We start from the raw sequence: 12,143 nt of genomic DNA, 5'->3' as shown, positions 1-12,143 counted from the left end.
CCAAAGTAGTGCTAGCTAGACTAGCAGGCTGTTGAAAAAAGGCGGTCGCCGCCGACCGAGGATCATGATTCATTGGCTGCGACGAGATTCGGAGATGGTGCGTGCGCGGCGGCGACAATCGAACGGGCGAGCTGTTCAGCTACGTCGACCTGGAAGCAAGGGTGCGGCGTGATCATCCGCTGCGAGGGATCCGGACGATCGTGAACGAGGCGCAGGCGGCGCTGGAGCACGAGTTCGCCGCCCTTTATTCGCCGATTGGACGGCCGTCGATCCCGCCGGAGAAGCTGCTGCGGGCGATGCTGTTGCAGGCGTTTTATTCGATCCGCTCGGAGCGACTTCTGATGGAGCGGTTGGAATATGATTTGCTGTTCCGCTGGTTCGTCGGAATCGGAGTCGACGATGCAGCCTGGGACCATTCGGTATTCTCGAAGAACCGCGACCGGCTGCTGGAAGGCGACATCGCGGCGAAGTTCCTGGCGGCGGTGCTGGCGCAGCCCAGGGTGAAGAAGCTTCTGTCGAGCGATCACTTCTCGGTCGACGGCACGCTGATCGAGGCCTGGGCCTCGATGAAGAGCGTCAAACCGAAGGATAGCTCCGGCGAGCCGCCGGCCCAAGGCGGCGGGCGCAATGCTGAAGCGAACTTCCATGGCCAGAAGCGCTCCAACGACACCCATGCTTCGACCACCGATCCGGAGGCCAGGCTCTACCGCAAGGGGAAAGGCAAGGAGACGAAGCTGTGCTTCATCGGGCACGGGCTGATGGAGAACCGCCACGGCTTGCTGGTCGACGCCTGCCTGACGCAGGCCGGTGGGCATGCCGAACGGGTGGCCGCGCTGCACATGATCGAGCCTCGTGCCGATCGACCGACAGCGATCACGCTTGGTGCCGACAAAGCCTACGATGCAGAAGACTTCGTCAACGAGCTGCGCTCGATGAACGTGACGCCGCATGTTGCGCAGAACACCGGCGGCCGTAGCTCTGCGATCGACGGGCGTACTACCCGGCACGGCGGTTTGCTGTCAGCCAGCGCATCCGCAAGCGGATTGAGGAGGCATTCGGCTGGATCAAGACGGTCGCCGGGCAAGAGAAGACCAGATTCCGTGGCCGTGATCGGGTCGGATGGGCCTTTACCTTCGCTGCGGCCGCCTACAATCTGGTGCGGCTGCCCAAGCTGATCGCGGAGACCGGTTGATGGCCAAGGTGCCCGGCTTTGCCACGGCCTTTGCCGGCCGCTGGCGCATCGTCGAAATGGACAACTGGGACAGCGACTTCCTCGATCTTGTCGGAGAGGCGCATCTCACCTTCCGTGGCAAGTCCCATGGCGAAATAGCGTTTGGGGCTCTCAAGGGCTTCCTGGATGCTCGCTACGGCACCCGCGACGGATCGGCCTGCGCCGAGTTCTCATGGGAGGGGCACGACGAGAATGATCCGTCCTGTGGTCGCGGATGGGCCATGATCGGCACTGCGGGCAGGCTCGTTGGCCACTTCTACATCCACAATGGCGACGATTCAGCCTTCGTTTGCGAACGCGGCTGAGTTCTTCAACGGCCTGCTAGGTCATTTGCGTAACGAAAGAGGACGCACCGACTAAGGTCATCATTTCCCGTTTGGTATCGATCTATACGAAATTGGTATTAGCCTCGTCGGAAGTAGCTAGTCACGATCCACACTGAACGAGCAGAATTGATAAATTAGGGGCGGAAACGGTATGCGCGCGAAGCTTTCATTGCTGCTTCTGTTCCTCAGTCGGACCGCGCTAGGTCCCCTTGGCCTCGATCCTAGGACCAGCTCTCGATTGAACGACGTGCGCGGCCATCGTCGTCCGCGAATGCAGTCCCAAAAGCTTGTGGTAGAATAATCATGGAGAAATCAGTGTCAACGCTCTCGCGTCGCTCGTTCTTAACCGGAGCGGCCGGCGCATTCGCGGCGCCAATGGTACTCAGGGCCTCAAGCGCCGCAGCTAATTCTGGTTCGATAACCTTCACGAGTTGGGGCGGAAGTTTTGAAGAGGCAGTGGTCAAGACCGTGACCACTCCCTTCACGGAGGAAACGGGTATTAAGGTCAATCTCATCCCTACGCCGGACCTCGCAAAGCTGAAGGTTCAGCAGCTCACAGGGAATGTAGATGTGGACGCGTTTGTCGCGTCAGCCGAAGGGGCCGCAGCCGGATCCAAACAAGGCTTTTGGGAAAAATTGGATCTTTCAACCTTTGACGTGGAGGATATGGCAATCCCACCGACTAGTGAGTACGTCACGTGGGACATGTACGCAGGCGGTATAGCATGGGACCCGAGCAAATACGGTCAAGGAAAACACCCGATCAATTTCGCCGAATATTTTGACGTGAAGAAATTCCCGGGCCGCCGTACCTTTCGCAATCGCCCCAATGAGACACTCGAGGCGGCGCTTCTCGCCGATGGTGTCGCGCCCAAAAACATGTATCCGCTCGATGTTGATCGCGCGTTCAGGGTGCTCGATCGTATTAAGCCCAGCATTGCCTCGTGGATAACCGCGACTCCACAAACGCTCTCCCTCTTGCAAACAGGAGAGGTAGATTTCAGTTATACATACGCAAATCGCGTTAAAGAGGCAGCCCGGCCTAGCGACCGTAAACCCATGGCGTTTTCTTTTGAGCAGAACCTGCTCGGCACTGAAAAGATCGCTATACCCAAGGGTGCCCCGAATGCCGTGAACGCGATGAAATTTATCGCCTACACTGTGCGGCCGGAGGTCCAGGCACGACTATTCAGTGTGTCCCCGACGGTTCCGAATTCCAAAAAGGCGATGTCAATGCTGAGCGCCGAAGTGAGAAAATGGATGCCCGATCCGAACAATCCCAATAATGTCGTTCTGAACGGCGCGTATTGGGAGGACAACCTTGAAGCGGTATCGAGACGTTTCAAGGAATGGGTTCTGACCTGATCGGTCGGGTCGCTGTCCAACGGTGAAGTGTAGGATATCACTCACGGATGTAAAAGTCCGGAGACGCTTTCAACTACTCATCTCGCGAGCTCAGCGAGCGAGGCCCTGAGCACGGCACAAATCAGCCGCCATCAGCGGCTGATGACGTAGTGCGATCACCGACCCTGAAGACCACTACACCGTAAGCCCCGGTGGAGACCGCCTTCCTGGATCGTGCTCGAGGCGATCACATTGTCGCCTCGGCTGGACGACTTTAACGAGTCGCCCGTGAACAAGCCTATAGGCGATTGAGCGGGGAGTCTGTTTTTTGGGATTTGATGGCGTTTGCATGGGCCGGCGGAGATCACCACTGCGCGCGGCTTTAGGCCAGTGATATCGCTAACGTCGACTACGTCGTTCCAAATCACCTCCGTGGCTTGGCCAAGTCTACGGAAATTGCGCGCAATATTGAAGACGAAAGAGTCGTAATTGTCGATGACGATAATCAAGATGCACCCGATGTGTCGGCACGGAACGCATCGAAGATTCGCTGCGCCTTGACGAGCGTCTCGTCGTACTCGGCCGCCGGCTCCAACATCGCCGTGATCCCGCTTCCCGCATGGAACACAGCCTGGCTATCGTCCATCATCACAGTGCGGATTGCAATGTTCGAGTCCATGTAACCGCTGAAGCCCATGAATCCGATCGATCCGCTATAAACCTCACGTGCAACTCGCTCTATTTCCGCAACGAGGTGGTGTATCGAAGCGTAACATTCGAGGTTGCAAAGAGCGGCAACCTCGACTGAATCCGGAGCACATACCCGCGACAGGTCGCCACGTAGCGTATCGACGACCATCGTATTTTCGGCACCGTCCTTTTCGGCCGCAAGCAGGATTGCTCCGAACGCACACGACGTGTCCTTCAAGCACTTCAAGCCGGCTGACTGCCCCCAACTGGCGAGATGTCCAAATGGACGTCATATTTGACGTCCAATCCGGTCCCACACCTCCGTTCACCCCGGAGGCTTCTTCGCATATTTAATCTAACCTCACCCTGCTGCCGAATCGTGGATCAGAGCTCGCAAGCGTGGCTCTCTACTCATCCACGATCGCAATCGTCGTCCGTGATTGCGGTGGCGGATATGGCGACGCCGCGGCCAAGGCTCTACCGCACGCAGTACAGGTTGCCGATCGTTGGCATCTGATGGAGAACGCCAGTCTGGCTTTCCTGGATGGCATGCGCAAATCGATGGGCCAGATACGCACCGTGGTTGACGCGACCAGGATCGATCCCAAGCTGCTCACAGCTGCGGAGCGCCTCCAGTAAGAGGGCTATCTGCGCCGCGAGGAGACCAACGCGGCCATCTTGGCTCTGTCGAAGAACGGCATACCTATCAAACAGATCGTGCGCCAGACCGGCCACAACAGGAAGCTGGTGCGACAGGTGGTCCGCGGCGAACATCACGACGTGTTCCGAACCCGGCAAAGCTCGTTGGATCTGCACTTGCCATGGCTCAACGATCAATGGGCCTCCGGCTGCCGCAATGGAGCTGAACTGTAGCGCCGCTTAACAGCCCGTGGATTCCGAGGATCGCTCCGCGTCATCAGCGAGTGAGCGACCCGCAGACGACGAGCGGAAAGCGCCAAAACACAAACCTGCAGAGGATTCCGTCGGCCGGAACGAGCGCGCGCCTAATGACCATCGGGCGGGACACGCTCACGTTCGTCGCGGTCGCGGCGATCGATGGCGTGCAAACGTTGGCCGAGGCCTGCGAGATCATTGCCGAATTCCACCTGATGATCGGCCGCAGGATGAGGCGGCGGTCCGAGCGGCAATCACGTTGCCCTGATCGAACGGACAAACCGAAGGACAGATCACGCGCCTCAACCCCGTCAAACGTCAGATGTACGGCCGCGGCAAAATCGATCTGCTTCGAATAAGGCTAATCGGCGCAGAATAATCTAAGTTGCACGCAAAACTGCGTCACTTTGCCTTGTGATCGGGGCCGCACGGCGTCGCGACGGTCTCAGGCGGTATTGCCGTTGGCAACTTGCTGCGCCATCCGAAAGTCGAGGTGGTGCTCCCTGAGCTCGGCAGGCCTGATCGTAGGCTTTTCTCTGATGGCGATACTGCCGATGCTCGCCCGCCAAGATGCTGAGGTGGCTGGCCGGATAGCGGGCCAGCAATCGTTCGGCGGGTTAAGCTTGTAGGTATCGACGACAACGCTGGATCGATGCGGAATCAATCCGGTGGACTGCGCTCAAAAGATTCAAGGCAGGATTCGTCTCTCCAGGAGAATACAGGCACTCGCATCGAGCTACTGATGTGCCGTTCCGCCGTTCTGCAGTTGGATTGATTGATTGGGCGTCAGGCGAGATCAGGAAGTCGGAAAGCTCGCCATCAATTCCGACCCGGTATTGTTCTGTTCGAAAATGGTATTGGTGCCCTCGGACGTGGTTAATCCACAGTTCACTACGAACAAATCACAATCGATCGATCTAAGGAGGAGGGACGGGAAACATGCGTTTTGCGCACGTCATGGTATCGTTAGACGGCTCTGCTGCATGCGGGGGCTGGCTATTCGCTTGCGAGAATCGGGAGTGACACTCTCGCCACCGTGCACGGAATTGGGCAATCGACAGCAATGATCATTCAATGTTCGTCTGGCCGGACATGAGGTGCGAGAGCGTCAGCCGCTATTGGCGTCGTCGTGGTTCAATAGCTTCCAGTCGAACCGCTCTGGCTGCTAGATTTTGAGTTCTCATAACCAACTCTCCCGGCGCAGTGGTCTCTGACATCTGCGGGGGGCGAAAGATACATGAATAGGTCCGAGTGAGCTTTGGCCAAACTTGAGCAATCGTACGGGAGATGAGCGTGATCGCCAGAACTTCGGCTGAACGATCGTTAAATGTATTTTCAGAGCCTGCACGTTCCGTGACCAACAATGGAGTGCCTGGTAGGCAGTCGATGTTGTATCGGCCTAACGCAGGGCGTTCTAATTCGCGACCCTTTGTCAGTAACACGATTCTTGCGACTCTCTCTCTCCAAGATCTCGCCTCAATCGGCGAATTCCTGGAGCCCATCGTGCTGCGAGAACGCATGGTTCTGCAAGAGCCAAAAAGGCGTCCTGATCACGTCTACTTTATAGAATCTGGACTCATCTCATTAAGGATGGTCGCGGCGGGAAGCATCCTCGAGACGGCGGTTATCGGACATCGCGGTGCAGTCGGTGCTTCGGTCCTATTTGGAGGGCATCTTTCGATCCATCAGTCTGTTGTGCTCTTTCCGGGAAGCGCGCACAGGATTCGCATTGAGGATTTGCTGCGGGTGATGAACGAGCGCCCCGAAATACGAGAGCGCCTTTATCGCTACGTTCAAGCGCTGGGCCTGCATTGCGCCCAAACAGGATTGTGCGGCGTTTGGCATACTCGCGAAGAGCGGCTCGCGTCCTGGCTCTGTTTGGCGCGTGATGCTCTCGACGCTGAGGTGCTTCCAGTTACGCATGACTATCTTTCGTCCGTATTGGGACTGCGTCGCGCCGGCGTAACGGAAACGCTGATCCGATTCGAAGAGCAGCGGTTGATTCGCAAGGCGCGCGGTGTCTTGCAGATAGATGCAGCAAGCTGCCTCGAGCAAAAGGCATGCGGTTGCTACAAGCTTATCTCAGACGCTTATCGGTCCGCTGAGGTTGTTATCTCTGCCAAAGAGTCGGTGGGCTGACCGTTGCTCCTTGCGGTACGCAAAACTTCTCGTGACCGCCCGCTCAGCCCAATTGCAACCGTGCCGGCGACGAACCGTACCTCTAGCGGAGCGCCGCGGCCGGCATGGCTATATTGCCGCCAAGCCGTGAGGTGGCCGCAAATGCGGCCGGCTTTGACCGCCCCTCCGCGTGGCAGCTGCGAGATCTATGGCCGGGACAGAAGAATGGCCCGCAGCGCGGCCGAACAAAAGAATGGACTTGCAGCGATCTCCGCAATCGTCGTCTCGGGCACGAAAAAAGCGCCTGTCCGTCTCATCCGTCGAGTCAGCTTGGCCGGTGAGCGGCGGAGAAGCTCATATAGGCCAGCACATCGGTCTCGGCCTCGTCGAGGAACACCACGAGCTTAGGCAATTTGGGGCGCAGCTGATCGGCAATGCGCCGCCATTGCGCCCGCGCCGCTTCAGCATCGTCCTGGGCAAAAGCGGTGGCGATGAAGGCGGAGACGACGCGCCGTCCGCTCTTGCCGGCATGGGCCAGCGCGTCGCGCATGAAGTGCACGCGGCAACGCTGCCAGCTGGCGTTGAGCACTTGGCGACGGTGGTCTTGATGTCCTCATGGGCATCCAGGCCACCAGCTTGACGCCGCGCAGGCGGCGGGCGAGCTTGCGCAGGAACGCGGTCCAGAACGTCTCGGCTTCGGAAGGACCAAGGTCCATGCCGACAACGACGCGCCGGCCGTCGCTGTTGACGCCGACCGCGACAATGACCGCGACCGAGACGATGCGTCCCTGCTCGCGCACCTTCACGTAGGTAGCGTCGATCGACGAATACGGCCAGTCGCCCTCGATCGGACGGGCGGGGAAAGCCTTCACGTTGTTCTCGATCTCGGTTCAGAGCCGGCTCACCTGGCTCTTGGAGATGCCGCTCATGCCTATAGCCTGCACGAGCTCGTCGACCGAGCGGGTCGAGACGTCCAGACGTCCTGCACATAGGCTTCCTGCATCACTGCGGTGAGCGCCTTCTCGGCCATGCAGCGGGGCTCGAGGAAGCCGGGGAATTGGGAGCCCTTGCGCAGCTTGGGGATGCGCCGGCGCGGGTCTCCCAAATGCGGTTCGCGGTAGCCGTTGCGCTGCGCCAGACGCTCGGGGCTCCTCTCGCCATAGGCGGCCCCGGTCTGGCCTCCTACTTCCAGCTCCATCGGGCGGTGGGCAGCAAATCCGAGCATCCCGAGGTGGCCGGTTCATCGTGAAGGACGAGACGGAAGAGAAACGCCTGACGCGCAAGCTGACGTGGTGAACTGGCTGCCCTTGTCGGTGTTGAAATCTCCTGTCGGCCGAAGCGGTCAAGGGCTTCCTGCATCGCCACGAGATAAAGGAAGCCGCGGCCGATCGGAATGTAGGTGATGTCCGCGCAGACCTGGTTGGGGCACTCGACCGCGAGCCCTCGCAGCAGGTAAGGGAGGACCTTGTGCCCCCGGCGCGGGCCTGCTGGTGCGGGGCTTCGGCCCGAGCGCCTCGACCTCCATCTTGCGCATCAGCCGCTGCCGCGCTTGCGGTTGATCGCATGACGCGTAGCATCGCCGTCACCGCCGCGAGCCGAGAAACGGCCAACTCGTGAACAGTTCATCGATCCGTCGAATCAGCACCGGATCATCATCGTCCTTGGCGATAGATCGCGGCCGATAGACGCTTGAGCGGGCGACGCCGAACAGCTGGCAGTGCCGGCGCACCGACGGCTCTCCACGTTGCGATCGACGAGCGCGCGGCGATCCGGGGCGCTCATCTCTTCCGGACCTCTTCGCTAAAAAATCCCGCTCGATGATCAACTGGCCGATCTTGGCGTGCAGCTTCTCAATCTCGCTCTCCCGGCGGCGCCGTCGCCGCTGCGGCTCTCGAACGCCGCGCCGCCTGATCTAGAAGCTGCTTCTTCCTGGGGCTGCCGTCGCATGGCTCCCGCAACGCCCTTCACCGCAATCGCCGCCTTGAGCGCCACGTCAATCTTCCGACTCGTCCTCTGCGTCATTCTCCGCTTCATCGGTTGCGACGGAACGGCCCAAAAATCCAATTGGTCAACCGGTCCGATTTTGGGGGGCCACTTCGCACCACATCAGTGCCAATATGGTCTTGTTACCCCCGAAATTGGTATTTGCTTCGCAAACACCGCTCAGTATACGCTCAGCAAGCGGCGCGGACCATCCGTTTTCCGCAACTAGGAGGAAGCAGTGAACGACCTGGAATGGCTTTTGATCGAGCAAAAGTGCACTCGCCTAATCTACGACTACGCCAATTTCGTTGACTTTGATGAACCCGTGAAGGCCGCTGACCTCTTCACAGACGATGGCTCTTTGGTTTTGAAGAACCGGGGAAAAACATTGAGCGGTCGTAATGAGTTCGGGGCACTCTACCAAAACCAACAGGCGGGGCAGCGTTCTGGTAAGCTGTTGCAGCGGCATGTGGTGTCGCAGGTCATGATCGACGTCAAGGACTTCGACCACGCGACCGGCCAAGCGCGCATTACGCTTTACCGCGCCGAGTGGGACCTGAAGCAGGGGCCGTGCCCCCAAGTGCACCCCGTGATTTTTGTGTGGGAGGACGAGTTCGTACGAACTTCAGAAAAGTGGAAGATTTCTAAGCACACCGTTTTGCCGATGGCCTTCGAGGCGCCGGAGACGCGGTTTGCAAGCCCGTGGGCACGCTGATCGTGGCCTTCCGCGACGCTCCATCAACTAGAGCCTTAACGCAGGGCGCCCCTGGGCCGCGAGCGGCCAATTGCTGGCATACGCCACCAAGGATGCGGGCAGCGCCATTGCCGGCCGGCTTCTTCGGAAGTCCACTAACGGACCATCGCTGCAATTGGCGCTCCGGGGTGATGTTTGGCGCTGCATAGCGTTGCACTACCTCAACCACACGACTCCGGCAAACTCGGGTACCTATCGTGCCTAAGGACCGTTGTGACAAGAACCGTTGCGATTCAGTGATTTTACAAGATTTCGCGCAGGGGGCGCCGCATCACTTTTGGTAGACAGATGCAACCGACTAACACTTACAGCAAAATGTATCCCTCCATGGGGAGATCTGACATGTCAGAAACCGTGATCGCTACCTGCGCGTTTCCAGGGACATACGATATAGACAAGAACCTCGAGTTGCATCTGTCCTACATTGAAGAGGCTGCTAGGGCTGGCGCCGCCTTAGTCGTTTTTCCCGAGACCAGCCTGCAAGGCTATCCGCCGTGTTTGAACTTCTCCAGCATCGAGGATGTACTCAATGAGGCTCAACGCACGGCCGAAACTGTGCCGTATGGGCCGGTTGTCGGGCGGGTGATCGCTGTCGCAATGAAGCACAGAATCCACGTGGTCTTCGGCCTCACCGAGGCCGGCATGCAGCCGGGCATCCTTTACAACACTCTCGTACTCGCGGGGCCACAAGGATACATCGGATCATACCGGAAGGTTCACGTCAGTATGCAAGAGTCGCTTGTCTGGCGGCCGGGCGGCCAATGGCCGGTATTCGACACGCCTCTCGGTAAAATCGGCTTGCTGATCTGCTACGACAAAGTGTGGCCGGAAGCGTGCCGGGAGCTCACCCTTTCCGGGGCCGAACTGCTGGTGATGGGAACGGCGTGGCCCACAATGCCCGGTTATGGTGAAGGAGAAGACAACCTCTATGTGCAATGGTACAATCTATATGATCGGGTGCGCGCTGCAGAGAATGCCCGTTGGTTTATTTCATCGAATTTCGTTGGTGAACTTGGCGGAGAGAACTTTATTGGCTTCAGCCAGATCGTCGATCCGCTCGGCCGCGTTGTTGCAAGCAGTGGGCTCCACCGCATCGGGTTGGTTACCGCCAAAATCGATATTCGTGGCGGGCTTGCGCGCACGACCGCCATCCGTGGGGGGGCGCGCCTCATCAGAGACCGTCGTGCCGATACCTACAAGGTGCTTAGTGGCTCCCTCCCAGTAGTCGTGGACGGCTAACGGATGGTGCTCGGCAGGGCCGCAGGAGCCACCCAGTGTTCTGATTCGTCGATAAAGCCTCGCGAGTTTCTGGAGGATGGCATCCGCGGTAGCGGTCCAAACGAAGGCACGTGAATTTGCATTGTGGATGCGGACGAAGCGGTCGAATTTTGTGATGAGGTCGGTGGTGGAATTGAACAATCCTCGCCGAATGGCGCGTTGGGTGATGAGCGCGAAGAAGCGTTCGACCTGATCGAGCCAGGAGGCGCTACGTTGGCGTGAAGTGAATGTGCCAACGCGGCCGGCGGGCGAGCTAGGCCCTGACCTTCGGATGCTTGTGGCGTAGTTGTGGGCAACGAGATGGATGTCCAGTTGGTCCGGCACGTTACGTTCGATGTGCCGCAGGAAGGCGAGGAACTCTTGGTGGGGATGGCGGGCTTTGCATTGAGCGATGATTTCGTCGTCGAGCACGTTGAGGGCGGCGAGCAAGGTGGTCGTGCCATGACGCTGGTAGTCGTGGGTGACACCCTCGATGTAGCCAAGTCCCATAGGAAGCACGAGGGCCTGAACTTGGCTCTTCTCGTGAACGCAAAGCACCACAGCTTCGTCAGGCGGATTGAGATAGAGCCCGACGACGTCACGCAACTTCTCGACAAAGAAGGGATCGGTTAAGAGTTTAAAACTGCGGGTACGGTGAGGTTGCAGACGGAAGAGTTGGACGAGCCGATGAACCGTGCTTTTGGCGATTCCCGTCTCTTGGGCGATGGCGTGCACGCTTCAATAGCTTGCGGCTTTGGGCTTGCGCACGAGTGTCTTGGTGATCTACTCGGCCGCAGCCTCATCCTCAACAGTGCGGGGCCTGCCGGTACGCATCTCGTCGTAGAGACCCTCGATGCGATTTGCGATGAAGCGATTGCGCCATTTGCCGATCGTATATGGACGGATAACCAAGCCGCGTCGCCACGAGGGCGTTGCTCGGCTCACGTTCGCAGGCAAGCACGATCTTTGCTCGCAGCGTCAGCGTCGCCGGGACCGACCGCGACCGTGTTATGGCCGTGAGCAGCGTGCGTTCGTCGCTGGAAATCGCCAGCATCGCCTTCGGGTGTCCGGTGCGCATCCGATATCTCGATCGGGACACGCGAAACACTTGCAATTATTATGCTACGAACTAGCGGGACAGAACACTAGCACTACTTTGGCAGATTGGCGGTTTTGCTCCGTTTTATAGGATTTCCGAATCAATTTTTCAATGATTCATGGGTGGTCGGCTCTTGGAGGGCTGACCATGGCGGAATGGGAAGACGAACTCGAACGCTGGCTGAAGCCGTTCTTGGACCGGTTTGGTCACAAGACCCGGCAGCGGATGTGTCCACTGTATGTTGCGGGATTGATCGGTCCGGGCGATCGCAAGAGCGTTCAGCCGATGGCGGAACGCCTTGCCACGAGCAACTACGACCAGTTGCACCATTTCATTGCGGACGGTGTCTGGGACGCGACGCCGCTGGAGACAGAGCTGCTCAACCAGGCGGACCGACTTGTCGGCGGCAGGGATGCGGTGCTGGTTATTGATGACACCTCATTGCCG

Annotated in this window: 10 protein-coding genes and 5 pseudogenes; 8 read left to right on the top strand and 7 right to left on the bottom strand. The window is 58.8% G+C overall.

Annotated features, from left to right (window positions below):
* Window positions 1–101: 101 nt before the first annotated feature.
* From H8A92_RS37115 to H8A92_RS37105, 3 genes and pseudogenes are all read left to right on the top strand, one after another.
* A pseudogene (locus H8A92_RS37115) lies at window positions 102–1,192 on the top strand (IS5 family transposase).
* A complete protein-coding gene (locus H8A92_RS37110; RefSeq protein ID WP_229200219.1) occupies window positions 1,192–1,536 on the top strand; it encodes a hypothetical protein in 345 nt (114 codons plus the stop codon). The pseudogene H8A92_RS37115 and the gene H8A92_RS37110 overlap by 1 nt, the downstream one beginning before the upstream one ends.
* Before the next feature lie 336 nt (window positions 1,537–1,872).
* A complete protein-coding gene (locus tag H8A92_RS37105) occupies window positions 1,873–2,922 on the top strand; it encodes an ABC transporter substrate-binding protein (protein ID WP_229200218.1) in 1,050 nt (349 codons plus the stop codon).
* Between the two features lie 155 nt (window positions 2,923–3,077).
* On the opposite strand, the gene H8A92_RS41110 is transcribed toward H8A92_RS37105, so the two are convergent.
* Window positions 3,078–3,410, bottom strand: a complete 333-nt coding sequence (locus H8A92_RS41110; RefSeq protein WP_338026692.1) for a glutamine amidotransferase-related protein — start codon at window positions 3,408–3,410, stop codon at window positions 3,078–3,080.
* A pseudogene (locus tag H8A92_RS37095) lies at window positions 3,407–3,799 on the bottom strand (chorismate-binding protein); the annotation flags it as partial. The gene H8A92_RS41110 and the pseudogene H8A92_RS37095, both read right to left, overlap by 4 nt.
* Before the next feature lie 152 nt (window positions 3,800–3,951).
* Between H8A92_RS37095 and H8A92_RS37090 the strand changes: the two are divergent.
* Window positions 3,952–4,864: pseudogene (locus H8A92_RS37090) on the top strand (transposase); the annotation flags it as partial.
* Between the two features lie 914 nt (window positions 4,865–5,778).
* Window positions 5,779–6,624, top strand: a complete 846-nt coding sequence (locus H8A92_RS41105) for a Crp/Fnr family transcriptional regulator (protein ID WP_229200217.1) — start codon at window positions 5,779–5,781, stop codon at window positions 6,622–6,624.
* 304 nt (window positions 6,625–6,928) lie between these two features.
* On the opposite strand, the gene H8A92_RS41275 is transcribed toward H8A92_RS41105, so the two are convergent.
* The 4 genes and pseudogenes from H8A92_RS41275 to H8A92_RS37075 form a co-directional block, all read right to left on the bottom strand.
* Window positions 6,929–7,192 (bottom strand): transposase, encoded by a 264-nt coding sequence (locus H8A92_RS41275; RefSeq protein ID WP_420831423.1) that lies wholly within the window; start codon window positions 7,190–7,192, stop codon window positions 6,929–6,931.
* 100 nt (window positions 7,193–7,292) lie between these two features.
* Window positions 7,293–7,475, bottom strand: a pseudogene (locus H8A92_RS41270) (transposase); the annotation flags it as partial.
* Window positions 7,476–7,534: 59 nt separating this feature from the next.
* Complete coding sequence (locus tag H8A92_RS41265; protein WP_420831422.1) at window positions 7,535–7,828, bottom strand: transposase; 294 nt, start codon at window positions 7,826–7,828, stop codon at window positions 7,535–7,537.
* A gap of 357 nt (window positions 7,829–8,185) precedes the next feature.
* Complete coding sequence (locus H8A92_RS37075; RefSeq protein ID WP_229200216.1) at window positions 8,186–8,428, bottom strand: hypothetical protein; 243 nt, start codon at window positions 8,426–8,428, stop codon at window positions 8,186–8,188.
* A 396-nt stretch (window positions 8,429–8,824) separates the two neighbouring features.
* Between H8A92_RS37075 and H8A92_RS37070 the strand changes: the two genes are divergently transcribed.
* The gene (locus H8A92_RS37070) at window positions 8,825–9,301 is read left to right on the top strand and encodes a nuclear transport factor 2 family protein (protein ID WP_229200215.1); all 477 of its coding nucleotides are present in this window, start codon (window positions 8,825–8,827) and stop codon (window positions 9,299–9,301) included.
* Between the two features lie 381 nt (window positions 9,302–9,682).
* Entirely contained in the window at window positions 9,683–10,579 is an 897-nt protein-coding gene (locus H8A92_RS37065) for a carbon-nitrogen hydrolase family protein (RefSeq protein WP_229200214.1), read from the top strand.
* Window positions 10,580–10,609: 30 nt separating this feature from the next.
* Here the strand turns inward: H8A92_RS37065 and H8A92_RS37060 are convergent.
* A pseudogene (locus tag H8A92_RS37060) lies at window positions 10,610–11,675 on the bottom strand (IS630 family transposase); the annotation flags it as partial.
* A gap of 132 nt (window positions 11,676–11,807) precedes the next feature.
* Between H8A92_RS37060 and H8A92_RS37055 the strand changes: the two are divergent.
* Window positions 11,808–12,143: transposase (locus H8A92_RS37055; protein WP_229200213.1), on the top strand; the 336-nt coding region annotated here is incomplete at its 3' end.

The organism is Bradyrhizobium acaciae (assembly GCF_020889785.1).
GTDB classification, from domain to species: domain Bacteria; phylum Pseudomonadota; class Alphaproteobacteria; order Rhizobiales; family Xanthobacteraceae; genus Bradyrhizobium; species Bradyrhizobium acaciae.
Note: the sequence above shows the minus strand (reverse complement) of the source record. Positions and strands in the feature narration are given on the sequence as shown.